This is a genomic window from Candidatus Tenderia electrophaga, assembly GCA_001447805.1.
Lineage (GTDB): Bacteria > Pseudomonadota > Gammaproteobacteria > Tenderiales > Tenderiaceae > Tenderia > Tenderia electrophaga.
The window spans coordinates 3,345,126-3,369,371 of sequence record CP013099.1; the positions used below are offsets into that span (position 1 = coordinate 3,345,126).

At 60.6% G+C, this 24,246-nt stretch carries 26 protein-coding genes, 2 tRNA genes and 1 pseudogene; 21 read left to right on the forward strand and 8 right to left on the reverse strand.

All coding sequences use genetic code 11. The features are described 5' to 3' along the window. The 10 genes from Tel_15195 (at position 1) to Tel_15240 (ending at position 7,629) form a co-directional block, all read left to right on the forward strand. A tRNA-Gln gene (locus Tel_15195) sits at positions 1-75 on the forward strand. 57 nt (positions 76-132) lie between these two features. Further along, positions 133-1,074 carry a ribose-phosphate pyrophosphokinase gene (locus Tel_15200; protein ALP54384.1) on the forward strand — a complete coding sequence of 314 codons (942 nt, stop codon included), beginning with the start codon at positions 133-135 and terminating at the stop codon, positions 1,072-1,074. Positions 1,075-1,247: 173 nt separating this feature from the next. Next, entirely contained in the window at positions 1,248-1,895 is a 648-nt protein-coding gene (locus Tel_15205) for a 50S ribosomal protein L25 (protein ID ALP54385.1), read from the forward strand. Between the two features lie 34 nt (positions 1,896-1,929). Then, positions 1,930-2,511: a peptidyl-tRNA hydrolase gene (locus Tel_15210; protein ALP54386.1), complete on the forward strand. Its 582-nt coding sequence runs from the start codon at positions 1,930-1,932 to the stop codon at positions 2,509-2,511. Between the two features lie 14 nt (positions 2,512-2,525). Next, entirely contained in the window at positions 2,526-3,617 is a 1,092-nt protein-coding gene (gene ychF / locus Tel_15215; protein ALP54387.1) for a GTP-binding protein, read from the forward strand. 85 nt (positions 3,618-3,702) lie between these two features. Next, positions 3,703-3,779 (forward strand) — tRNA-Met (locus Tel_15220). 187 nt (positions 3,780-3,966) lie between these two features. After that, on the forward strand, positions 3,967-4,224 hold the full coding sequence (locus Tel_15225; GenBank protein ID ALP54388.1) for a hypothetical protein: 258 nt from the start codon (positions 3,967-3,969) through the stop codon (positions 4,222-4,224). Between the two features lie 140 nt (positions 4,225-4,364). Continuing rightward, positions 4,365-4,670, forward strand: coding sequence for a hypothetical protein (locus Tel_15230; protein ALP54389.1), 306 nt, complete (start codon positions 4,365-4,367; stop codon positions 4,668-4,670). 162 nt (positions 4,671-4,832) lie between these two features. Then, on the forward strand, positions 4,833-5,261 hold the full coding sequence (locus Tel_15235; GenBank protein ALP54390.1) for a hypothetical protein: 429 nt from the start codon (positions 4,833-4,835) through the stop codon (positions 5,259-5,261). 37 nt (positions 5,262-5,298) lie between these two features. Continuing rightward, positions 5,299-7,629 (forward strand): hypothetical protein, encoded by a 2,331-nt coding sequence (locus Tel_15240; GenBank protein ID ALP54391.1) that lies wholly within the window; start codon positions 5,299-5,301, stop codon positions 7,627-7,629. A 3-nt stretch (positions 7,630-7,632) separates the two neighbouring features. On the opposite strand, the gene Tel_15245 is transcribed toward Tel_15240, so the two are convergent. Both Tel_15245 and Tel_15250 read right to left on the reverse strand, forming a co-directional pair. Further along, the gene (locus tag Tel_15245) at positions 7,633-9,144 is read right to left on the reverse strand and encodes an ATP-dependent protease (protein ALP54392.1); all 1,512 of its coding nucleotides are present in this window, start codon (positions 9,142-9,144) and stop codon (positions 7,633-7,635) included. A 74-nt stretch (positions 9,145-9,218) separates the two neighbouring features. Continuing rightward, entirely contained in the window at positions 9,219-9,485 is a 267-nt protein-coding gene (locus Tel_15250; GenBank protein ALP54393.1) for a hypothetical protein, read from the reverse strand. A gap of 283 nt (positions 9,486-9,768) precedes the next feature. Here Tel_15250 and Tel_15255 point away from each other — a divergent pair, with 283 nt between their 5' ends. The 7 genes from Tel_15255 to Tel_15285 all read left to right on the forward strand — a co-directional run bounded on the left by Tel_15255 (position 9,769) and on the right by Tel_15285 (position 15,572). After that, the gene (locus tag Tel_15255) at positions 9,769-10,107 is read left to right on the forward strand and encodes a transcriptional regulator (protein ALP54394.1); all 339 of its coding nucleotides are present in this window, start codon (positions 9,769-9,771) and stop codon (positions 10,105-10,107) included. A gap of 25 nt (positions 10,108-10,132) precedes the next feature. Continuing rightward, positions 10,133-11,401 (forward strand): ammonium transporter, encoded by a 1,269-nt coding sequence (locus Tel_15260; GenBank protein ALP54395.1) that lies wholly within the window; start codon positions 10,133-10,135, stop codon positions 11,399-11,401. A gap of 94 nt (positions 11,402-11,495) precedes the next feature. Then, positions 11,496-12,101 (forward strand): hypothetical protein, encoded by a 606-nt coding sequence (locus Tel_15265; GenBank protein ID ALP54396.1) that lies wholly within the window; start codon positions 11,496-11,498, stop codon positions 12,099-12,101. After that, positions 12,098-12,898 carry an ABC transporter permease gene (locus Tel_15270; GenBank protein ID ALP54397.1) on the forward strand — a complete coding sequence of 267 codons (801 nt, stop codon included), beginning with the start codon at positions 12,098-12,100 and terminating at the stop codon, positions 12,896-12,898. The genes Tel_15265 and Tel_15270 overlap by 4 nt, the downstream gene beginning before the upstream one ends. A gap of 61 nt (positions 12,899-12,959) precedes the next feature. Next, complete coding sequence (locus Tel_15275) at positions 12,960-13,943, forward strand: hypothetical protein (GenBank protein ALP54398.1); 984 nt, start codon at positions 12,960-12,962, stop codon at positions 13,941-13,943. A 57-nt stretch (positions 13,944-14,000) separates the two neighbouring features. Further along, positions 14,001-14,354: a hypothetical protein gene (locus tag Tel_15280; protein ALP54399.1), complete on the forward strand. Its 354-nt coding sequence runs from the start codon at positions 14,001-14,003 to the stop codon at positions 14,352-14,354. 21 nt (positions 14,355-14,375) lie between these two features. Then, a complete protein-coding gene (locus Tel_15285; protein ID ALP54400.1) occupies positions 14,376-15,572 on the forward strand; it encodes an NnrS family protein in 1,197 nt (398 codons plus the stop codon). 6 nt (positions 15,573-15,578) lie between these two features. On the opposite strand, the gene Tel_15290 is transcribed toward Tel_15285, so the two are convergent. The 3 genes from Tel_15290 to Tel_15300 form a co-directional block, all read right to left on the reverse strand. Then, a complete protein-coding gene (locus tag Tel_15290) occupies positions 15,579-15,872 on the reverse strand; it encodes an endonuclease (protein ID ALP54401.1) in 294 nt (97 codons plus the stop codon). Positions 15,873-15,885: 13 nt separating this feature from the next. Next, positions 15,886-16,590 (reverse strand): hypothetical protein, encoded by a 705-nt coding sequence (locus tag Tel_15295; protein ID ALP54402.1) that lies wholly within the window; start codon positions 16,588-16,590, stop codon positions 15,886-15,888. A gap of 167 nt (positions 16,591-16,757) precedes the next feature. After that, on the reverse strand, positions 16,758-17,414 hold the full coding sequence (locus Tel_15300; protein ID ALP54403.1) for a hypothetical protein: 657 nt from the start codon (positions 17,412-17,414) through the stop codon (positions 16,758-16,760). Positions 17,415-17,534: 120 nt separating this feature from the next. On the opposite strand from Tel_15300, the pseudogene Tel_15305 reads away from it, so the two are divergent. From Tel_15305 to Tel_15315, 3 genes and pseudogenes are all read left to right on the forward strand, one after another. Next, positions 17,535-20,411, forward strand: a pseudogene (locus tag Tel_15305) (RNA polymerase-associated protein RapA). Positions 20,412-20,426: 15 nt separating this feature from the next. Then, complete coding sequence (locus Tel_15310; GenBank protein ALP54404.1) at positions 20,427-20,714, forward strand: hypothetical protein; 288 nt, start codon at positions 20,427-20,429, stop codon at positions 20,712-20,714. A gap of 66 nt (positions 20,715-20,780) precedes the next feature. Next, on the forward strand, positions 20,781-21,842 hold the full coding sequence (locus Tel_15315; protein ID ALP54405.1) for a hypothetical protein: 1,062 nt from the start codon (positions 20,781-20,783) through the stop codon (positions 21,840-21,842). A 24-nt stretch (positions 21,843-21,866) separates the two neighbouring features. Here the strand turns inward: Tel_15315 and Tel_15320 are convergent, their stop codons facing one another. Both Tel_15320 and Tel_15325 read right to left on the reverse strand, forming a co-directional pair. After that, positions 21,867-22,175, reverse strand: a complete 309-nt coding sequence (locus Tel_15320) for a hypothetical protein (GenBank protein ID ALP54406.1) — start codon at positions 22,173-22,175, stop codon at positions 21,867-21,869. A gap of 71 nt (positions 22,176-22,246) precedes the next feature. After that, entirely contained in the window at positions 22,247-22,678 is a 432-nt protein-coding gene (locus Tel_15325) for a hypothetical protein (protein ALP54895.1), read from the reverse strand. Between the two features lie 335 nt (positions 22,679-23,013). Between Tel_15325 and Tel_15330 the strand changes: the two genes are divergently transcribed. Continuing rightward, positions 23,014-23,748 carry a hypothetical protein gene (locus tag Tel_15330; GenBank protein ALP54407.1) on the forward strand — a complete coding sequence of 245 codons (735 nt, stop codon included), beginning with the start codon at positions 23,014-23,016 and terminating at the stop codon, positions 23,746-23,748. A gap of 74 nt (positions 23,749-23,822) precedes the next feature. On the opposite strand, the gene Tel_15335 is transcribed toward Tel_15330, so the two are convergent. Beyond that, positions 23,823-24,230 carry a hypothetical protein gene (locus tag Tel_15335; protein ID ALP54408.1) on the reverse strand — a complete coding sequence of 136 codons (408 nt, stop codon included), beginning with the start codon at positions 24,228-24,230 and terminating at the stop codon, positions 23,823-23,825. Positions 24,231-24,246 lie beyond the last annotated feature (16 nt).

Below are 24,246 nucleotides of genomic sequence, written 5' to 3' on the forward strand. Positions count from 1 at the left end.
TGGGGTGTCGCCAAGCGGTAAGGCACAGGGTTTTGATCCCTGCATACCCAGGTTCGAATCCTGGCACCCCAGCCATATTTTTGTCCGGTGAATAGAAAAGCGAGAGAGGTTCGAGTCGTGGCTGACAGCAGGATGATGGTGTTCACTGGTAACGCCAACCCCCAGCTCGCCCAGGCGGTGGTCAAATACCTCGATACCTCTCTGGGCAAGGCGGTGGTGGGCCGTTTCAGCGACGGCGAGATCATGGTCGAGGTCATGGAGAATATCCGCGGCCGCGATGTCTTCATCGTCCAGTCCACCTGCGCCCCCACCAACGACAATCTGATGGAGCTGTGCGTCATGATGGACGCCATGCGCCGTGCCTCGGCCGGCCGCATCACCGCCGTCATCCCCTATTTCGGCTACTCGCGTCAGGACCGCCGGCCGCGCTCCGTGCGCGTGCCCATCACCGCGCGCGTGGTGGCCGACATGCTCACCGTCAGCGGCGCCGATCGCATCATGACCGTCGACCTGCACGCCGACCAGATTCAGGGCTTTTTCGACCTGCCGGTGGACAATATCTACGCCTCACCGATTTTGCTGGGCGATATCTGGCGCCACAAGATCGGCGACGACATCGTCGTCGTCTCGCCCGACGTGGGCGGTGTCGTCCGTGCCCGGGCCTTAGCCAAACGTCTCGACGATGCCGACCTGGCCATTATCGACAAACGCCGCCCCAAGCCCAATGTGGCGCGGGTCATGAATATCATCGGCGATGTCGAGGACCGCACCTGTATCCTGATCGACGACCTGGTGGACACCGCCGGCACCCTGTGCACCGCCGCCGGGGCTTTGAAAGAGCACGGTGCGCAGAAGGTGGTGGCCTACTGTACCCATCCGGTGTTGTCCGGTCCGGCGGTGAGCAATATCGAGAATTCCAAGCTGGACGAGTTGGTGGTGACCGATTCCATTCCGCTTTCGCCTGAGGCCCAGGCCTGCAGCCAGATCCGCCAGCTCAGTATCGCCGAGCTGCTGGGCGAGACCATTCGCCGCATCAGCAACGAAGAATCGGTCAGCTCGCTGTTTGTTGAGTAAGGGAAAGGGGCGGCTGGCGCCCCTTTTCGAATTCCAAGCGCTAAAGTGAGCGCTCACGGCGGCCGGGGCTTACAAGAATTTGTGCGTTCAGTGTGTTGACTGACGGCGCAAGCCATGCCGACCCTGGTCGCGGGGGAGGCGAAACATTAACTCTAATATAGAGAGACAGAAAAATGAGTGTTGAAGCGTTTATCGTAGATGCAGAGCTGCGTAACGACGAGGGGAAAGGTGCGAGCCGCCGCCTGCGTCGTGAAGGCAAAGTGCCCGCCGTGATCTACGGCGGTAACAGAGACCCCCAGAGCATCAGCATGGCCAAGAATATCATCTGGCAGCAGATCGAAAATGAGGCGTTTTTTTCCCACATTGTCACGGTCAACGTGGCCGGTGAGGCGCAAAAGGCGGTGGTCAAGGACCTGCAGATGCATCCCTTCAAGCAGGCCATCGTGCACATGGATTTTCTGCGCGTTGACGAGGCCTCGATGATCAAGGTCTCCGTGCCCCTGCATTTCATCGGTGAAGATATCGCCCCCGGCGCCAAGGCCGGCGGTGTGGTGACGCATCAGATGACCAGCGTCGAAGTCAGCTGTCCGGCGGGCAAGCTGCCGGAATACCTGGAAGCGGATGTGTCCGCGATGGACATCGGCGACTCGCTCCATCTTTCCGAGCTGAAACTGCCGGAAGGCGTCGAGATCGTCGAGCTGAGCCACGGCGAAGAGCATGACCTGCCCGTGGTGAGTATTGTGGCCAGCCGTGCCGGCAGCGTCGAGGAAGAGGTGGAAGCCGCGCCTGAGGCGGGCGAAGACGAAGCCGCCCCGGAATAAGTCCTACGCCTGTAGGGCTTGAAGGAGACCGGTGTTGTCTGCCGTGGTTGCCTTGATTGTCGGTCTGGGAAATCCCGGCCCGCAGTACGAAGCGACTCGGCACAACGCCGGTTTTTGGTTTGTCGAGCAGGTGGCACGCCAACACGGCGCCCAGTTCCGCTTCGAGGCCAAGTTTCATGGCGAGCTAGCCAAGCTCAGCATCGCTGAGCGGGATGTGTGGCTGCTTAAACCCCAGACCTTCATGAACCGTTCCGGCCAGTCCGTGGCGGCCGTGGCGCGTTTTTACAAGATACCGCTGGAACACATTCTGGTGGTGCATGATGAGCTGGACCTGCCGCCGGGGACGGCGCGCTTGAAGCGGGGCGGCGGTCATGGCGGCCACAACGGTCTGCGCGATATCGTCGCCCAGATGGGCGGCCGGGATTTCATGCGCCTGCGCATCGGCATCGGCCATCCCGGCCACAGTAAACAGGTCAGCCACTATGTGCTCAGCCGCGCCGCTGCCGAGGATCAAGGCCTGATCGAGGCATCAATCGACGCGGCCCTGGCGGTGCTCCCCCAGGTGGTGGGCGGTGAGTTCCAGAAGGCCATGAATACACTGCACTCGGACAACTAACAGGAAACCGAATTATGGGAATCAAATGCGGCATTGTCGGTCTGCCCAATGTGGGTAAATCGACCCTGTTCAACGCCCTCACCAAGGCGGGTATCGAGGCGGCCAATTACCCCTTCTGTACCATCGAGCCCAACGTCGGCGTCGTGCCCATCCCCGATCCGCGCCAGGATGCCTTGGCCGAGATCGTCAAGCCCGAGCGTGTGGTGCCCACCACCATGGAGTTCGTCGACATCGCCGGCCTGGTGGCGGGTGCCTCCAAGGGCGAGGGCCTGGGCAACAAGTTTCTCGCCAACATCCGCGAGACCGACGCCATCGCCCATGTGGTGCGCTGTTTCGAGGACGGTAACGTGGTCCACGTGGCGGGCCGCATCAATCCGCTCGACGATATCGAGGTCATCAACACCGAACTCTGTCTGGCCGATCTGGAGACCGTCGACAAGGCCATTCAGCGCCTTTCGCGTGTGGCCAAGAGCGGTGATAAAGAGGCCCACGCCCAGTTGCGCTTGTGTGAACACCTCAAGGGACAGCTGAATGCCGGCGTGCCGGCGCGCGCCGTGGGTCTGGAGGCGGAGCAGCTGAAACTGGTTCGCGATCTGCACCTGCTCACTATCAAGCCCACTATGTACATCGCCAACGTCGCCGAGGGCGGCTTCGACAACAATCCCCATCTGGATAAGGTGCGCGAGCTGGCCGAGTCCGAGGGCGCAGTGGTGGTGCCGGTGTGCGCCGCCATCGAGTCCGAACTGGTGGACCTGGAAGACGATGAAAAAGAGATCTTCCTGGCCGAAATGGGTCTGGAGGAACCGGGCCTGAACCGTGTCATCCGCGCCGGTTATAAACTGCTGGGGCTGCAGACCTATTTCACCGCCGGCGTCAAAGAGGTGCGCGCCTGGACGGTCAAAGTAGGCGCCACCGCGCCCCAGGCCGCCGGCGTCATTCACACCGATTTCGAGAAGGGCTTCATCCGCGCCGAGGTGGTGGCCTACGACGACTTCATCAGAGGTCATGGCGAGCAAGGCGCCAAGGAGGCGGGCAAGTGGCGCCTCGAAGGCAAGGACTACATCGTCCAGGACGGCGATGTGATCCACTTTCGTTTTAACGTGTAGTGGCTTATTGCCCTTTGCCTTGACAAGCACAGGTTAAAACCGGAAAATTCGCAATCCTGTCCGGGCCCGGCGCCCGATACGCAATGGCTACGTAGCTCAGCTGGTTAGAGCACATCACTCATAATGATGGGGTCCCCTGTTCGAATCAGGGCGTAGCCACCATATTTCCCCTGGCCCCGGCGAGATTTGTCCTCTCCTTTTTCGCCCGCCTCAATAGTTTCCTTAACCGGACGATAACCAACGCGAGGCAAGCCTCACGTACCACAGCGACCGGCTGGTGTTGGCCTGGCAACAGCCAGGCCGTGCGTGGCGCGCCGTGTGTTCCACCCTATTAGCGTTGGTCAAGTGTATGTTCTATGAATTCATTGCCCGTGGTTTACGGGAAACCCCCTGGCTGAGTCTGCTTGAGGACATTGCCGCGATCTGCCTGGTATTGATGGTTCCCACATTGATCGAGGGCGTATGCCGGCTCGCGGGGGTGACGCAATCGATGTATGCCTTCCTGTTGTCCCTCTATTTGCTCAGCTCCGTTGTGGCCGTCGCCTTCACCGCGATTTTGCTCCATCGCTTGTGGGGGCGGGGGCGTCAAGTAGAGACCGACACATAAGTCTCAGAGCCGCGCAGGATCACCGTCATTTCCAGTCTGCTGTCCTGAGACACTGCTGCGCTACCATGCGCCGCCTAGCTGCAGCAAATTTCGCCAGATCTGGGTATCCTGGGGCTGAATGAGAACGACAAGGTACTGTCATGGCAAACAAAGTATTGGTTAAAGAGAGTGGTATCCACGGCCTGGGGTTGTTCGCCAAGCAGAAGATCCGTAAGGGTGAAGTGATCGGCGCCATCAAACCCAAGCGCGCCAAGAGAAACGGTCCGCACGTCCTGTGGGTGTCCGACACCGAGGGCCATAAGGTCGAGGGGCCGTTGCGGTACATCAATCACAGCCCTGCGCCCAATGCCTGTTATTGCGATGATTTGACCGTCATCGCCCTTAAAGACATCCAGCCGGGTGACGAAATCACCCATAATTACGGCACCGACTGGCACCAGGAGTAGTCCTTTCCCGGGCTTGGCGCGTCGTCATTTGAGGGCCTCAAGCTCCATAGCTTTATTCAACATTTTTACCCATCTGCCGATGCTTAACTAGACGTTGCCGTAGCAGCACGAAGTTTAGTGGGAGAGAGGTGAGTGTTTATGCAGGCCAGGGGGGCTTTATGCATGCCCGGAGTGGTGATTTTTGCCGCCGTTTTTAGCGGTGCGCTGTCGCCCGTTTCCGCCTGGAGTGAGGAAGGATCTGCCCCCGCCGCCATCGAGGGCGCCGTTTTGCTCAGCGCCGAGGAGCTGGTTGCGACTTTCGAGCACCATCCCCGATTGGTCATGATCGATGCCCGTCTGACGGGGGATCGGCGCCAAGGCTATATCGAAGGCTCGGTCAGTTTACCCAACACCGAGACCGACTGTGACAGCCTGGCGCGAGTGCTTCCCGGCTTCGACCATCCGGTTGTGTTTTACTGCAACGGTCCCAAATGTCGTCGCAGTTACGTGGCGGTCAAGCGCGCCCGGCGCTGTGGTTATACCCGGATCTACTGGTTTCGCGGCGGCTTCGCCGAGTGGAAGGCCAAGGGTTATCCGTATCTGAATGAATAGGTCGATTGTGTCTGTCTTGTCTCCCAATCATTGGTCCATGCGCACCAGTCTGGTTGCCACCATCCTGGCGATGGCCGTCATCGGAGTCGTATTGGTGGTGGTGGCCGGCGAGTTCTATCGCGATCTCGCCCTGGATAACCAGCGCAAACTGCTCACCGAAATCATCGAGATGGAAGTCCATGAACAACTCGAAGGCGCACAGCAACGTGCCATTGAGGTGGGCACGTCGATACGCGCGGACGTGAGCTTTCGTCAGGCCTTGGAACAGCATCAGTCTCCCCGCTTGGAAGCGGCGCTGGTGCGCTATATCGAGCGCCATGCCCCCATGTTTGCCCGGCTCAATATCAAACGCACGGTGGTCTTGGATAAGGACTTTCGCGCGCTGGTGAACCTGGAGCTGAGCCCGTCCGTGTCCTCGAGTGACGTATTGCCTTGCCACGCCCAGATAGAGCGACTCAAGCACGGCCCGGGAAATGGTCGGACCGCGCATTCCTTATTGTGCCCGGTGGACGGCAGAGTCTACCTGGGCACGTTGATGCCCATCGGCTCGGATCCGGTACAGGGGTATCTGCAGATCAACACCGACGCGGCCTTGGATATCAAGAAACTGGAAAAGCTTCTGAACACGCCTTTGCTGATCAACTTTACCGACGGCGTTGAGGCCTATCGATCGCCGCAGTGGGTGGAGCGTTCCGCGGCCGGCGCGACGCTGCGCATCGATCATACCTTGAGAGACGCACGCGGCGACGCCTATCTACTCATCAGCCTGATATTCGATGTGGCCGCGTTTCAGCAGAAGCTGAAACAGACCGAGGGCTTGATCTTGATGGGGGCCGCCTTGATCACTCTGGTCGCCGTGCTGATTGCCCTGCTGCTGCTGCAGAAGACCACGCTGCAACCGTTGGGCGCACTGACTCAGCAGCTGCGCCTGGTAGGTGAAAACCAGGACCATTTGGGCGAACAGGTGCGGGTCAGCGGCAACAAGGAGCTGTGCCAGCTTGCCACCCACTTCAATGCCGTGTCCACCGAGCTGCGTGAACTCTATCAGAAACTGGAAAAGCTGGCCTTCACCGACGCCTTGACCGGCTTGCCCAATCGCGAATTATTTTATGATCGCCTCACCCAGCTGATACTGCTGGCGCGCCGTGTCCCGGGCCAGTTTTCCCTGTTCGTCATGGATCTGGATCGTTTCAAATACATCAACGACACCCTGGGGCATCAGGTGGGCGACGAGCTGCTGCGCCAGGCCGGCGCCCGACTTCACGACGTGGTGCGCGAGACCGATACCATCGCCCGCCTCGGCGGCGACGAGTTCGCCGCCCTGCTACCCAAGGTGGTGGATACCCAGGGGGCGATCATCGTTGCCGAGCGTATGCACGCGGCCCTGGCCGAGCCTTTCATCATCGACGGCCACCAGCTCAATAGCGGCATCAGCATCGGCGTGGTGATGCATCCTTATCACGGCGAAAATCAGCATGAGTTGATGCAGCGCGCCGACGTGGCTATGTACCACGCCAAGCAGAATCAGATGGGGTATGCCTTTTACGAAACCGAAATTGATAAGCACAACGTGCTCGAACTGACCTTGGAGACCGAGCTCAAACACGCCATTAATAACGATTCGCTCAAGCTGTTTTACCAGCCCAAGATCATCGTCGATAGCGGCGAGGTGTACGGCGCTGAAGCCCTGCTGCGCTGGATTCATCCTGAGCGCGGTTTTATTCCGCCCGATGCGTTCATCCCCATGGCGGAACAGACCGGGTTGATTCATCCGCTCACCAAGTGGGTGCTCAAGACCGCCGTGCGCCAGGCCAAGCAGTGGCATGAGCGCGGCATGATGCTGAATGTGGCTATCAACCTATCGGCCCAGAGTCTGCGCGACCCGGGTCTCATCGAGACTATCGAGTCCACCCTGCGGGAGGTCGACATGGCGCCCCATTATCTGACCCTGGAGCTGACCGAAACGGCGGTCATGTCCGACCCGCGCCGGGCCCTGGATATCCTCACCGAGCTTGACCAGAAAGGGGTCATGTTGTCCATTGATGACTTCGGTACGGGATATTCCTCGTTGGCCTATCTGAAGCAGCTGCCCATGGACGAGCTCAAAATCGACCGCTCGTTTGTCATGGAGATGGACAAAGACAAGAATGATGCCGTCATCGTCCACTCCACTATTGATCTGGCCCATAACATGGGGCTCAAGGTGGTGGCCGAGGGCGTGGAAACCGACCAGGCCTGGCATACCCTCAAGGCCTTGGGCTGCGACATGGGACAAGGCTATTTCATGTGTAAACCGGTGGATGCGGACACCTTCATGGAATGGCTGGACAGCTCGGCCTGGCATCCGCCCAAACAACAGCAGGTTTAGGCGTTAATGCCTGTCGCGATCCAGGCGGCGGTAGGAGATCGCCTCGCTTAAATGGGCCGTGCCAATGGCCTCACTCCCGTCCAGATCGGCAATGCTGCGCGCCACCCGCAGGATGCGATGGCTGGCTCGCGCCGACAAGCCCAGGCGTTCCGTGGCCTGTTCCAATAGACCCCGATTGTCGGCACTTAGCCGGCAATACTGATCGATTTCGCGGCTGCCGAGGCGGTGATTGGCCTTGCCGGCACGTTGCTGTTGAAGCGCGCGGGCCTGTTCCACCCGCCTGCGCACCGTGGCGCTGTCCTCGCTGTCTCCGGCGCGGTCGCTGTAGAGCATCTCCCTGGGCAGGGGCGGCACCTCGATGTGCATGTCGATGCGGTCCAGGATCGGACCCGAGATGCGGGCGCGATAACGCTGCACCTGATCGGCAGTGCAGCGGCAACGACCGCCGGCATCGCCCAGATAGCCGCAGGGGCAGGGGTTCATGGCGGCGATGAGCTGAAACCGGGCCGGGAACTCGGCCTGTCGTGCCGCTCTGGAGATGGTCACCTTGCCCGATTCCAGCGGCTCGCGCAGCACTTCCAGCACGCGCCGGTCGTACTCGGGCAATTCATCCAGAAACATCACCCCGTTGTGGGCCAGGGAGATCTCCCCCGGGCGCGGGTTGCCGCCGCCGCCCACCAGGGCCACGCCCGAGGCGGTATGGTGCGGGGCACGGAAGGGGCGCTGTCTCCAGTTGGCGGGGTCGAAGCCGCCCTGGCTGATGGACTGGATGGCGGCCGTCTCCAAGGCCTCCTGCTCGGTCATGGTGGGCAGGAGGCCGGGCAGGCGGCTGGCGAGCATGGTCTTGCCGGTGCCGGGCGGTCCCATCATGAGCAGGGAGTGGCCGCCGGCAGCGGCGATCTCCAAGGCACGCTTGGCGTGGTGCTGACCGCGCACATCGCTGATGTCGGCATGCTGCGTCGGCTGGGCGGGCACGTCGACGCGTGGCAGCGGCGCCAACACCTCGTTGCCGTTGAGATGGGCGCAGACCTTCAGCAGATGATCGGTGGCCAGGATAATGGTGTCGCCCGCCAGGGTGGCCTCGGCGCCGTTGTCCGCGGGCAGCAGCAGCGCCCGTCCGGCGCGGCCGCAATGGGCCGCCACCGGCAACACGCCGCGAATGGCGCGCAGTTCGCCGCTCAGCGCCAGTTCACCGACGAATTCGTAATCGCTGAGTCTGTCCTTGGGGATCTGGCCGGAAGCCGCCAGGATGCCCAAGGCGATGGGCAGATCGAAACGGCCGCCCTCCTTGGGCAGGTCGGCGGGCGCCAGGTTGATGGTGATGCGGCGGGCGGGGAAGTCGAACTGGCTGGTGAGCAGGGCGCCGCGCACCCGGTCCTTGCTCTCCTTCACCGCCGCCTCGGGCAGGCCGACGATGTTCAGACTGGGCAGGCCGTTGGCCAGATGCACTTCCACCGTCACTAATGGCGCATCGATGCCGGCACCGGCACGGCTGTAGACAACGGCAAGCGACATTGACCCCCCCTTCAGATAGGCCGGTTTATCAAGGCTCGATTATGGCCAAGCGCTGTCGCACTGGCAAACCGTGGTTACAGGCTGTTGGATTGGTCTTCCTTGAGCTGTTGTTCCAGGTGTTCCACTTGATTCTGCAGGGCGTCCAATTTGGCGCGGGTGCGCGCCAGCAGGGCCGATTGCACCTCGAATTCCTCGCGCGTCACCAAGTCCAGCTTGTTGAAGGTGGATTGCAGGGTGGCGTGGAAGTTTTTCTCCAGATCCTGCTGCAGTTCGCGCACCCCGGCAGGGACTGAGTTGGCCAGCTTCTTGGCCATGTCGTCGAGCATTTTCGGGTCGATCATGTCGCGTTCCTCGCTTGAAAGTAGCCCTAAGTGTACGTCAAAACCGTGCCTCGCTACATGCCCCAAAATGGCGCACCAGGGTGGTGCGTCAGCCGTCTGCGCCTTGTTCGAATTGGTGCGCGCGCACTGGGCAGGTTCGCGTTCTGTTTTATAAGCAAATGAAATGCAATGACTTTCAAGATTGGCACGGCATGTGCTCAAGGCCTTACACAGCTGAAAGATGAACGCAGGTGTTTGGGCTTGTAAGGCTCCAATGTGAATTTCCAAGTGTAAGGAGAGAGCAATGAAACTGGTGACAGCAATTATTAAACCGTTCAAGTTGGACGACGTCCGCGAAGCGCTCTCAGATATCGGTGTCCAGGGGATTACCGTAACTGAGGTGAAGGGGTTCGGCCGCCAGAAAGGCCATACCGAACTGTATCGCGGCGCCGAGTATGTGGTGGATTTTCTTCCCAAGGTGAAGATCGATGTGGCGATTGCAGAGGACCTGCTCGATCAAGTGATCGAGGCCATTGGCAAGGCGGCGAACACCGGCAAGATCGGCGACGGCAAGATCTTCGTCTCCAGCCTGGAGCAGGTAGTTCGAATTCGTACCGGTGAATCCGGCACAGAAGCCCTTTAATAAAGCAATCTGGAGGTTATGAAAGATGGAAAATAATATTTTTCAACTGCAATACGCCATGGACACCTTTTACTTTTTGGTGTGTGGCGCCTTGGTCATGTGGATGGCGGCTGGCTTCGCCATGCTGGAGGCGGGTATGGTGCGCTCCAAGAACACCACTGAGATCCTCACCAAAAATATCGCGCTGTTCGCCATTGCCTGCACCATGTACCTGATCTGCGGTTATCAGATCATGTACGGCGGTGGCTGGTTCCTGTCCGGCATTGCCGGCGGTGACTCACTGGTGGCCGATGCCCTGTCGGCATCCGCCGAGGAAGGCTTTGAAGGCGGTTCGGTGTATTCCGGCGCGTCCGACTTCTTCTTTCAGGTGGTGTTCGTCGCCACCGCCATGTCCATCGTCTCCGGTGCCGTGGCCGAGCGCATGAAGCTGTGGGCCTTTCTGGCCTTTGCTGTGGTCATGACCGCCTTCATCTATCCCATGGAAGGTGCCTGGACCTGGGGCGGCAGCGAAGTCTTCGGTATGTACAACCTGGGTGACCTGGGCTTCTCCGACTTCGCCGGCTCGGGCATTGTGCATATGGCCGGCGCGGCCGCGGCCCTGGCCGGTGTGCTGGTGCTGGGTGCCCGTAAAGGCAAGTACGGTCCCGACGGTCAGATCAACGCCATTCCCGGTACCAACATGCCGCTGGTGACGCTGGGCACCTTCATCCTGTGGATGGGCTGGTTCGGCTTCAACGGTGGGTCTGTACTGAAGCTGGGCGATATCGCCAATGCCAATTCCGTCGCCATGGTGTTCCTCAATACCAATGCGGCGGCGGCCGGTGGTGTCATCGCTGCGCTGATCCTCGCCCGCCTCATGTTCGGCAAGGCCGATCTGACCATGGCCTGCAACGGCGCCTTGGCCGGTCTGGTGGCCATCACCGCCGAGCCGTCGACCCCCAGCCCGTTAATGGCGACCATCATCGGTGCCATCGGCGGCCTGATCGTGGTCTTCGCCATCGTGGGTCTGGATAAGATCAAGATCGACGATCCGGTCGGTGCCATTTCCGTGCATGGTGTGGTGGGCATCTGGGGGCTGTTGGCGGTTCCGTTGACCAATGACGGTGCCAGCTTCAGCGGCCAGATCATCGGTGGCCTCACCATCTTCGTCTGGGTCTTCGTCGTCAGCCTGATTGTCTGGCTTGGCCTCAAGGCGATCATGGGCGTGCGCGTCTCGGAAGAGGTGGAGTACGACGGCGTCGACGTTGCCGAGTGTGGCCTGGAGGCCTATCCGGAGTTCACCACGGGCAAGTAACACCAACCTCCCTAAAGCTGGTGTGGCGCCCGGGTGTAAAAACCCGGGCGTTTTTTTGTGTAAGCTAGACGGCAAACACAAGAAGATAGCCGCATTGCCCCGACTGAGACTGCAACAACTGACCTGTAAGCGACTGGAGTCGCTCGACCTCGATATCGGTGCGGCGCAGATCGTCTGCCTCTCCGGCGCCTCGGGCTCGGGCAAATCCACCTTACTGCGCGCCATTGCCGATCTCGATCCTCATCAAGGTCAGGTCTGGCTCGACGACCGGGAACAAAACAGCGTAGCGCCGCCCCAGTGGCGCAGTTGGATCGGTATGCTGGCGGCGGAAAGTCTGTGGTGGTTTGACAGTGTCAAGCCTCACTTCGCCAGGTTGGAGCAGGAATGGTTGGAGATGCTCGGCTTCGAATTGCGTGTGCTGGACTGGCAAGTGAGTCGCCTGTCCAGCGGCGAACGCCAGCGCTTGGCCCTGTTGCGCCTGCTCTCCCATACCCCCAGGGCGCTGCTGTTGGACGAGCCCAGCGCCAACCTCGACGCCGAGAACACTAAACGCATCGAAGCCTTGATCCAACACTATGCTGATTATTACCAGGCGCCGGTACTGTGGATCAGTCATGATGCCGACCAGATTGCGCGTGTCGCGCAACGCCATTATCGACTCGAAGCCGGGCGCCTGGTGCGCCAGGAGATGTCGCTATGACCATGATCACTTTGTCGTGGTGGGACGTGGCCATCGCTGCGTTGTTGGTACTGCTGTTGGCCGGACTGTCGGTCTGGCAGCGCTTGGCCTTGCACAAACAGATTCTCATTGCCGGCGTGCGCACCGTTGTGCAACTGGCGCTGGTGGGCTTGATCCTTGAGCTGATCTTCGCCGATGCGCGCTTGCTGTGGGTGGTGCTCATGGCCGTAGTTATGCTTGCTGTGGCCGGTTATGAAACCATGGCGCGGCAAACGCGCCGTCTCGGCGGCGGCTGGGCCTACGGCATCGGCACCGTATCCTTGTTCACCTCATCGTTCACCGTGGCGCTGTTCGCCCTATTGGTGATCATCGGCAACGAACCCTGGTATCAGCCCCAGTACGCCATCCCGCTGCTGGGCATGATGCTGGGCAACACCATGAACGGTATCGCCCTGAGCCTGGACAGGTTGATGAGCATGGCCTGGCAGCAGCGCGCGGTGATCGAGCAACGTCTCATGCTCGGCCAGCATTGGCAGGAGGCCATCAGCGAACTGCGTGTAGAGGCCATGCGCGCCGGGATGATTCCCACCATTAACGCCATGGCGGCGGTGGGCGTGGTGAGTTTGCCGGGTATGATGACCGGGCAGATACTCTCGGGCACTGCGCCCATCGAGGCGGTGAAATATCAGATCATGATCATGTTTATGGTGGCGGCAGGGGCCGGATTCGGCACGGTGGTGGCCTTGCACTTGGGCGCCAGGCGCCTGTTTGACGAGCGCCAGCGCTTGCGCTTGGAGCGCCTGCATGCGGTTAAATAATATAGCTTGCCGTATACTCACTGCCGCTTAAGACAGCAGCCCTATATATGGAATCAATACAATGAAATATATCGAAGTGATCGCCGACGACGGCAGTTCGGCCACCGTCGCGGCGATCGCCGCCAAGGTCAAGGCGCTGGACTTTCGTTTCGGCATGCGCGATGACGCCGGCATGCGCCAGATGCGCATGTTGGTGAGTGATAACCAACTGCAGGCGGCCTTGGACACCCTGCAGAATGTCCTGGGGGCCCAGCCCAGCGCCCGCATCGTGGTGTTGCCGGTGGAGACATCCCTGCCCAAGGCGGATGAAAGCGAGCGCAAGCAGGCGCGTTCGGCCACGGCGGCGCGCGAATCACTCTATGAGCAGGTGGAGAAGAACGGACGCCTGGATAGTAATTATCTGATATTGGTAGGGCTGTCCACCATCGTCGCCGCCATCGGCCTGATCGAAAACAATATCGCGGTGGTGATCGGCGCCATGGTGATCGCCCCCCTGCTGGGGCCCAACCTGGCATTGAGCCTTGGCACCGCCCTGGGCGATGTGGCCTTGATGCGCAAGTCGGCGAAGACCCTGTTTGCCGGTGTGCTGTTGGCAGTGGCACTGGCGGCGTTGTTGGGCGCGTTCTGGCCCGGTGATCTGAGCAGTCCTGAGCTCACCTTGCGCACTGTGGCCGAGTACGACTCCATTGTTCTGGCACTGGCCTCCGGTGCGGCGGCGGCCCTTTCACTGACCACGGGGCTGTCGAGCGTCTTGGTCGGGGTGATGGTGGCCGTGGCGCTGTTGCCGCCGGCGGCAACGCTGGGCTTGATGCTGGGGGCGGGCAATACGACCCCGGCCATGGGGGCGGCGCTGCTGCTGGCCGTGAATATTGTCTGCGTCAATCTGTCGAGTAAATTGGTGTTCTTTCTCAAGGGTATCCGTCCGCGCACCTGGTTGGAGAAGGAGACCGCCACGCGGGCCATGCGCGTCTATATTCTGGGATGGCTGGTGACCCTGGCGGTATTGATTGTCATTATCTACGTCCAGGGCAGTTTGCCGGTCTGAGTAGGCGCACCATCAACGCTGTATCGTGGTAGCGCCTCCATGGACTATGCTCTAACTATGCTCACAGCAAGCCAAAAAGCGCACTATCGGCAACGTCTCCTGACCCTCTTGGATGAGCTGTCGCAACAGGATGAAAACGCCAAAGAGTCATCCCGGACCGTGGAGCTGGACCAGACCCGTGTCGGGCGCCTGTCGCGCATGGACGCCATGCAGGCCCAGGCCATGTCGCAAGCCTCTGAGCGGCGCCGCCAACAGCAGGTGCGAAAAATCAAAATGGCCTTGCAACGGCTCGCAGCTGACGACTACGGTGAATGCCTGGAATGCGGCGCAGCCATCGATCCCAAACGCCTGGAATTCGACCCCGCCACGCCCCTGTGTATCCAATGCGCCGGCAAGGCGGACCCATCCTGACGCAGTGCTGGGTGATCGGCCATGATTGACATCGACGATCCAAAACAAGGTGGACGGTTTGCCCTGTTCAATCTGGGGTTTCGGCCCTTTTTCCTCGGTGCGGCCGGCTATGCCGTGGTATCGGTGGCCGTGTGGATGGTGATCTATCTCACGGACTGGAGCGTTCAACCCTATGGCCTGCCGGCCAGCATGTGGCATGCCCATGAAATGATTTTCGGCTATGCCATGGCCGTGATCGCCGGCTTCCTGCTGACGGCGGTGCGCAACTGGACCAACATCCCGACCCTGAACGGCACGCCACTGCTGTTGTTGTGTCTGCTCTGGTTGGTCGGCCGCATTGTACCGTTCTTGTCTGATGTCTTGCTGATCGGTGTGGTGGCGCTGGCCGATTGCTTATTCACCCTGCTGTTGATCTTCGCGCTGAGCGTGCCCATTGTGAAGGCCAGGACATGGAACAACCTCGCCATTATCTCCGTCCTCGCGCTCATGCTGCTGGCCCAACTGTCGTTTTATCTGGGGGTAGCCGGCGTGGTGGAGGGGGGTGTCTATTACGGTCTCTATTCCGGCCTGTATCTGATTGTGGCGCTGATCTTTATTATGGGGCGCCGGGTGATCCCCTTCTTTATCGAAAAGGGCGTGGGGTATGCGGTACAACTTACCAATCGCCGGTGGTTGGATGTCGCCTCCCTGGTGTTGTTCCTGTGCTTCTGGGTGAGTGATCTGCTCTGGCCCAACGCGCCGGTGGCGGCCGCACTGGCGGCGCTATTGTTCGTCCTGCACGCGCTGCGCTTGGCCGGTTGGCATACGTCGGGCATATGGGGTAAACCGCTGTTGTGGGTGTTGTATCTTGCTTACGCCTGGATGGTGCTGGCCTTTGCACTCAAGGCGGCCGTCTACATTTTTGATTTTTCGGCATCGCTTGCCCTGCATGCCTTTGCCTATGGCGGGATCGGCATGATGACCATGGGGATGATGGCGCGCGTTTCACTGGGACACACCGGCCGCAATATCGCCGCACCGCCCCCCTGGTTGGCCTGGGCTTTTGCGCTGCTGTTTATCGGTGCGCTGGTGCGAGTGATACTGCCCTTGCTCGACCCATCGCACTATGCCTGGTGGATCGGTCTGTCGCAGGGCCTATGGCTGGCGGCGTTTGCCCTCTTTTTCGTTATCTATTTGCCGATTCTGACACGGCCGCGGATAGACGGCCGTGTCGGCTAGCCTGCCTTACACCGAGATTTGTGTTGGCAGCGTCAGCGTATGGAGGCGGTTCAAATCGGATTTGAGCAGACACAGCTTTGCGCCGCGGTTTAGTTTTTTGATCTCGGCCTCGCGTTGACTGGCCGAGCTGCGGTCATGGCCGTTTTCAATGTAGACCAGCTGTTTAGGCGCGCGCCCGCGAAAATATTTCGCACCTTGCTGCGCGGCATGTTGTTGCATGCGGCGCTCGATATTATTGGTGATGCCGGTGTACAACGTGCCGTCGCTGCAGAGAATGATGTAGACCAACCAATCCGCCATTAAGCCGCCCTGATTAGCACCAGCTGGCCTGGGCCGCGGGTTGATGCAGCACTTCCTGGACATTGGCGGCGATCACCTTGTATCCCACATTGCCATAAAGCTTTTGTCGCCCTTCGTTGAGCACATAGGTGGGACTGCCGCCCACGCCGTATTCTTTGCACAGTTCGATATCGCGGCACAGGGCGGCCATGGCGCTGCCGTCCTGCAGCAATGCCGTGATCCTGTCGGTGGGCAGCCCCATCTCCTCGGCCAGCGCCAGCTGACATTCCCGTCGCGAGATGTTGCGATTGTCGCGAAAGAAGGCTTGCCTCAGGCGCCAAGCGGTCTCTTCGAATAGGCTGTGACCGTCAAATTCAGCCCGGGCCTGCGAATCGATCTCGCCGTTTTGTTCCAATACCTGGACGGCCTTGAGAAACAGATGGGCATTAGCGGACGACTTGGGGATGTCGCCCCGCCAAACATCGCCGTTGATGCGCACGTGTTCGAATTTTTCACAAACTTCAAGCACGTGTTCACCGAAGCCGGCATACCCGCCCCGGTCGTGCCAGCCCTCGCCGATGCGTTTTTCCGTCACCGCAAACAGGGGAATGAAGTGGTAATGCAGGTGCACCTGCTGGCCGAACTTGCGCTGCAGTTCGTCCACCCGAATCTGAGCCACATAGGCCCACACGCACAACACATCGGAAAAATGGTCAATAACAACCGCTCTGGTGCTCATGAAAGACTCCCTGGCGCGTATTGATTCCCGCCCGCGCTGCGGATGAAGGGCCGCCGGCCGTCCTGCGGCGGGCGTTTGTTTCGATTAACCCGGCAATGTTGAAGGCCAAATTGATACCTTAGCAGCTGCATAGCGACGGTTAAACTCAAGCGCAGGCCTGGCCGTGGTCATGTTTGGCCGAGTTGACGTTTCAGCGCGTCCAGCTCGCGGCGCAGCGCCGCGACGCTGTGCTCCAGCTGTTCCAGGCGCGCATGCTCGGACGCCGCCACTGGCTGCGCCGCCGTCACCGCCGCGCCGGTCTCGGCGCCCTCCACCGGGCCGCAAAACAGCTGGGCATAGCGCGCTTCGCGGCGCCCGGGCTCGCGCGGCAGGCGCGCGATGAAGGGGCCCTCCGGGTGGTGCATCAATGCGTTGAGGGCCTGCTCCACTTCGCTGACCTCGGTGAACTTGCACAATCTCGCCGTGCGGCTGCGCAGCTCGCCGGGTGTTTGCGGGCCGCGCAGCATCAGCTCGCAGACCACGGCCATCTGCTGGGGCGTGAAGCGGGTGCCGCCGAATTCGCTGTTGAAAAAGCGGTGTTGATATTTGACTACGCGGCTGCCGAAACCGCTCTTTTCGCTCACCCAATGTTTTTTGATCAGCGCGTCCAGGGTTTGCTGCACCTCGCTTTCGTCCAGCTTCATCACCGGCTCGCGGTTGCTCTTTTGATTGCAGGCATTGGTGAGGGCGTTTAGCGACAGCGGATAGTGTTCCGGCGTGGACGCCTCCTTCTCGATCAAACAGCCGATCACGCGCGCCTGCAGCGGGCTTAGCTCCATATCCATTTTCTTGGCCTGTCATGTTTTAATAGTGGCATAGCATAGCGCCAAACGGCGGCCGGTCGGACAAGATTTTTTTGTCCGGATCGACTACCATACGCAGCCTTTTGCAAGGAAAAATGCGCCGTGACTGAGTTTAATCCGGGACAACGTTGGATCAGCGAAGCCGAACTGCAGCTGGGGCTGGGCACCGTCCTGGCGCTGGACGGGCGCTCGGTGAGCGTGTTGTTCCTGGCCAGCGGTGAAAAACGCATCTATGCGCGCAATACCGCGCCTTTGAGCCGGGTCCGGTTCGCCGAGGGGGATACGGTGCGCTCCCACGAGGGTTGGAGCATGACGGTGGCGGCGGTGCGCGAAGCGGACGGGCTGATCACCTATCTCGGCCGCCGCGAGGACGGCACTGAGGCGCAACTGCCGGAGGCCCAGCTGGATCATCTGATTCAGCTCAATCGCCCCACCGAGCGTCTGTTCAGCGCTCAGATCGATCAACCCAAGTGGTTTGAGCTGCGGCGTCAGACCTTGAATCACCGCGAGCGGCTGTGGCGTTCCGATCTGCGCGGTCTGGCCGGCGCCCGCACCAGTCTGATCCCGCACCAGCTCTACATCGCCCACGAAGTGGCCAACCGCTACGCGCCGCGGGTGCTGCTGGCCGATGAGGTCGGGCTGGGCAAGACCATCGAGGCGGGGCTGATCCTGCATCAACAATTGCTCGCTGAGCTGGCGCAGCGGGTGTTGATCGTGGTGCCGGACAGTCTGGTGCATCAATGGCTGGTGGAGATGCTGCGCCGCTTCAATCTGCAGTTCAGTATTTTCGACGAGGAGCGCTGCCAGGCCATCGAGGAGAGCAGCGGCCAGGACAATCCTTTCCACACCGGGCAATTGGCCCTGTGCAGTCTGGAGTTCCTGCGCAACGATCCGCTGCGCTTCGAGCAGGCCCTGGCCGGCAACTGGGACTTGCTGGTGGTGGACGAGGCCCACCACTTGCAGTGGTCGCCCGACGCGCCCAGTTTGGAATACCAGTGCATCGAACAACTGGCGGCTGAGACCAAGGGCGTGTTGCTGCTCACCGCCACGCCTGAGCAGCTGGGCAAGGCCAGCCACTTCGCCCGCCTGCGCCTGCTCGACCCGGACCGTTTTCCCGATTTCGATACCTTTGTGGCGGAAGAACAGCAATACGCCCCCATCGCGGCGGCGGTGGAGGCCTTGTTGTCCGATGCGCCGCCGGCGGGCGAGGCGCTGCGCGCCGTGGCCGACACCCTGGGCGAGGCGGATAGCCAGGTCTTGCTGGAACGCCTGCAAGATCCCCAAGCGCGCAGCGAGTTGGTGGAACACCTGCTCGACCGCCACGGCACCGGCCGCGTGTTGTTCCGCAACACCCGTGCCGCGGTGCAGGGCTTTCCCCGGCGCCGCCTGCACAGTTATGCCTTGGAATTGCCGCAGGATTACGGCGCGGCGCTGGCGTTGATGCGCGACAGCGGTGTCACCGATGCGAGCCTGTTGCTGTGTCCCGAGCTGGCCTATCAGGCCGCTGATCCCGCCGGCGCGCGCGATTGGACGGGTGTCGACCCGCGTGTCCCCTGGCTGGCCGGCCTGCTCAAGCAACTACGCCCGGCCAAGGTGCTGGTAATTGCCGCCAGCGCCGACAGCGCCATCGAGCTGGCCACCGCCTTGCGCGTTCATCACGGCATGCACGCCGCCGTGTTTCACGAGGACATGAGTATTGTCGAGCGTGACCGCGCCGCCGCCTTTTTCGCCGATCCGGACGACGGCAGCCAGGTGCTGATCTGCTCCGAGATCGGCAGCGAGGGGCGTAACTTCCAGTTCGCCCATCACCTGGTGATGTTTGACCTGCCCCTCAACCCGGATTTATTGGAACAGCGCATCGGTCGCCTCGACCGCATCGGCCAGAGCGAGACCGTCCAGCTGCACGTGCCCTATCTCAAAGGCTCGGCCCAGGAGCTGATGTTCCAGTGGTATCACCAGGGCCTGTCCGCCTTCGAGCACACCTGTCCCGCCGGGCATAGCATCTTCGTCCAGGTGAGAGAGACCCTGGTGGAGGCCATGCACCAACTCGATACCGACAGCGCCGACATGATGGACCTGATCGCCACTACCCAGGTCTTGCTCAATGAGATGAACCAAGCCCTGCAGGGCGGCCGCGACCGGCTGTTGGAATACAACTCCTGCCGTCCCCGCGTGGCCGAGGCGCTGCGTCAGCGGGCCGAGGCCGAAGAGGCCCCGGCGCAACTGCTCGATTATCTCGAGCGCCTGTTCGACTGCTACGGCGTCGACATGGAAGAGCACACCCGGCAGAGCTATTTGATACGGCCGGGGGAAAAGATGCAGGGCGGTTTTCCGGGGCTGCTGGACGAGGGCATGATCATCACCTGCGAGCGCCGCGTCGCGCTGGCCAACGAAGATATGCATTACGTCACCTGGGAGCACCCGCTCAGCGTCGGCGCTATGGACATGGTGCTCAGCAGCGAGGCCGGCAATACCGCCATGGTGGCGGTGAAACTGAAAGGTGTGCCCGCCGGTACCCTGTTGCTGGAATGTCTGTACGTGCTGGAAAGCAGCGCCCGCGTCCAGTTGCAGTCCAGTCGCCACCTGCCGCCCAGCACGCTGCGCGTCTTGGTGGACAGCCAGGGTCGAAACTACCAGGACAAGATCGACAGTGAGGCGCTGGGGCGCGTCGCTCAGCCGGTAAACAAGGCCACCGCCGGCAAGGTGATGCGGGCCTACGGCGAGCAGCTGCGTGATATGGTGAAGCGGGCCGCGGCGGCGGCTGATGCCCAGGTGCCCGAGCGTCTGGCCGCCGCCCAGCAACATGGCCGCTAGACCCTGGGGCGGGAGATCGACCGCCTCAAGGCGCTGCAGCACCACAACCCCAATGTGCGCGATGAAGAGATTCACTTTTTCGAGCAACAGCTGCAGGCCCTGGGTGAGGCTCTGGAACACAGCAGTCCGCGCCTCGACGCCGTGCGGGTCATCATTACTACATAGCAGAGGAGCCGAGCCATGCGTTTAGTCCTAATCGCCGTTGTCGCCTTCACCGTGATGCTGCTGGGCGGTTGTTCCGAAGAGCAGCAGAACAAGCTCACCCGTCTGGGGGTGAGCTGGCTGGAAGGGGACTACACCGTTACCTTCGTCGAGGGCAGCCATGTGCGCAGCTGGAAGGTGCTGGACGGCAAGGTCACCAGCGACCCGGCCAAGGGCTATTATTATTTTTGGGCGCGCGATACCAACGGCAAGAAGTATTACGTGCAGACGCCTATCATTCGCACCTACATCGAAGAGATTCACTAGACGCCTGATCCCCGCGGTTACGACGAGTCGCTCCGCCATATGCGCGCACTCGGGCTGACAGCATTATTGGCCGTGACAAGCTTGGCCGGCGCCCAGCCGCCCTCGCTTACGCAAGATTCCCTCGGGATTCCGTTTCGGGTGCGCGACTATACCTTCCCTGCCTTTCTGGTGCTGGGGTTTGCGCCGGCGCCGGCCACGCCGCTGGGGCGGGACAATTGGGCTGTTGAGTTGCACTACTCCATTGTCAACAATTTCCAGGCCAGTCAAGCCGTGGAAGACTATTTGCAGCGCAGCCGCGGCAATGGCAGGCGGGCGCTGGATGAGGCCGATGTCGCCTATATTCTCGGATTGCCGCAGGGCGAGGCCTTTTACATCGACGGTGAATTCAGCATGTTGGAGTTTGCCTTTCATTGGGGGGTCAGCCGGCGCATCGATGTGGGCCTGGGGATTCACTACATCCGTTACGGCGGGCGGCTGCTGGACGATGTCATCTATGGCTTTCATGACGCGGTCGGTGTCGGCCAGTCGGGTCGGCAATACGTGCCCGACGATTACGTCCAGGTGGTGCTGGGCCGCGACGGTGACCAGGACGTGGTGCTGCTTGAGCGGCCGTCGCAGGGGGGCTTCGGCGATCCCGGTCTATATGTGCGTTATACCCTGCCGCAGCTGCTGCCCGATTGGCGCGGCAGTCTGGAGCTGGGGCTGAAAGTGCCGCTGATGAATGAAACGGACTTTCTTTCCACCGGCAGCTGGGATCTGGGTTATCAGGTCACTATCGAAAGGCGTTTCAGCCGCGATGCCTGGATGCTGAACTTCGGCGCGGTGTTCCCCGGCAAGTTCAAGCAGACCAATTTCCGGCCACCCAATTTGCCCTTCGTCAATATCACTTGGATCCACCGTTTTCAGCGCTGGACCCATACGCGCTCGTTCGTGCAGGCGCTGCTGGCGGAACATCCGTATCGCGCCATCGTCGACTCGGAGCTGAGCGACTTGCAGTTCCAGCTGACCGGGGGATTTAAGTGGGAGACGGGCGTCGGTGTGGTAGGGGTCGGCTTGACCGAGAATGTCTTGAACTTCGATAACACCCCGGATATCGGCTTGCACTTTACTTGGGAGCTGGTGCGCTAAGCCCGACAAATGCCTGGGGACGACTTAGGTCTGAATGTTATCCAGATCCGAGATGCGCATGCCCTGCAAGGCGCTGCGGTACTTGGCCTTGAAACCCAGGATCAACTTGGTAAGAAAAAACGCCAGCCGCTTGAGATAGATCAGCCCGAAGACGAACAGCACGCTAGTGATGATCTGAAACCACAAAGCCCCGCTGGCATCGCGGTCGATGATCATGCCAAACGTGAAGAAGTAAGTACTCAGTGCTACGCCCATGACTACGCCGGCGCTGATGGCGATGCGTTCGTGGGTTTTTTTGATGGTTTGCAGGATGTCTTCACTGTGTTGAGTCATGGCTACTATCGCTGGTTTAGTCGACTGCCGATTCTAACAGAGTAGGGCAGACCAGGGCAGATCAAGGCAGATCAAGGCAGATCAAGGGCGAAGCTGAACTCATCGCCCAGGGCACCCCTCAATTTTTCGATCACCTGTATCAGGCCGTAGTCGTCATAGGGGATGGCCGGCAGCCGGCCCCACACCGGCGCCGGCCAGGCGGGGTCGGTGTCATAGCGCACGATGTGGTGAAGGTGCAGTTGCGGGACCAGGTTGCCGAGTGCGGCGATATTCAGCTTGTCGGGTGTAAAGGCCCGCTCCAGGGCGCGTGACAGGCCGACGGATTCGCGCAGCAGTTGTTGTTGATCCGCGACGCTGAGTTCATGGATTTCGCGGATGTCGTCGCGGTCCGGCACCAGAATGAACCACGGATAATGGGCGTCGCGCATCAGCAGCAGGTGACACAGGGAAAAACGCCCCAGGGTGAGGCAGTCCTGCGCCAGCTGCGGGTGTAGTTCGGCCATGCGGTGATCCTTGTTGATGTGCGTTGAGGCGGCAGTTTGGCACAAGCCGCCGTCCGCACCAAGCGCCCCGATGCCCCAGCGATTATCCGTGCCGCTGCGCCGCACCGCCATGTAACAATGCGGCGTTATGATGCACCAAGGCTGTGCGCGGCGCCTCCCGCGAATCCCGGCTGGCGCCGCTTTTGGCGCCTAGTCGGCTGAAATAATTGAAAATATTGATTCTGGCACGGCCCGTGCAATGGGTGTTAGGGGAACACGTCATCAACCTTGAAAGACAGTGGTGATGTGGAATTGTGTATTTAAATGTATCAAGAATTCTAAACGGGAGAGCGTAAATGAAAAAATCGACTGCCAAATTGTTCAGCAAACCCCTGGTTGCAATTGCGGCGCTGAGCGGTGGTGCGGCCATGACTGCGCCGGTCACGGCACAGGCTGAAATCAGCGGTAACATCGGTGTCGTATCGGAATATCTGTTCCGCGGTGGCTATGAAAACAACGGCACCGCGGTGCAGGGCGGTATCGACTACAGCCATGACAGCGGTCTGTACGTAGGCTATTGGGGATCCAATCTGGATTACGGCACGGCCCCCGCCACGACCGGCTTCGAGAACGATGTCTATGTAGGTTACGGCGCTATGGCGGGCGACTTCAGCTATGATGTTTCGCTCCTGTATTTCTACTATACCGGCGTCGACGATGCCGATACGCCGGAATTCGGCGCCTCCATCGGCTACGGTCCGGTCAGCCTGGGAATGGCTTATCTGATCGATGACGTCACCTGGGGTAACGAGGGTGATATCTATTGGAGTCTCGCTTATGAGACCGCGCTGCCCAGCGATTTCGGCTTCAGCGCCACGCTCGGTTATTACACCTATGAAGACCAGGGTGAGTTCGAAAGCGGTCTGGGGACCACGGAGAGTTCCGGCCTGAAGCACGTCGACCTGAGCCTGTCGCATCCGCTCGGCGCCACCGGTGCCGATATGAGTATCACCTACATGATCGGCGGCACCGACCGTACTGATACGGATGTGGAAGACACGGTCATTTTGGGTGTGTCTTTCGGTTTCTAAACACCGGCTTATCCGGCGCGCACGGACGCGCTGCCGGCCCACGCAAGAACCCCGCCCTTCCCGGCGGGGTTTTTTTATTTAATCTTGGCCATCACCTTGTCCAGGGCGTCGGCCTGCACCGGTTTGACCAAGAACCCGGCCGCCCCTAGCCGTAACACTTCACTCAACATTTCCTTGGTCACGGCGCTGCTCAGCACTACGATGGTGAAGTCGGGAAAGGCCTTTTTGATACTGGGCACCAGTTCGTTGAGTTTGACCCCGGGCAGGTCGGCATCCAGAAACAAGATGCCCAGCTTATGGCTGCGCACCAGTTCCAGGGCGCTGCGAATGTCATGCGCCAGCCCGGCGAATTTGTAACCCTTGCTGCGCAGGCTGTCTTTCAATAGCTCGGCATCGGTGTCGTCGCCCAGCGCCAGGATGGCCTGTTTGCGCTTGGGGTCCAGCACCTTGCCGCTGGCAAAATCGAATTCCTGTACCGACACGACTTGGACCTTATTA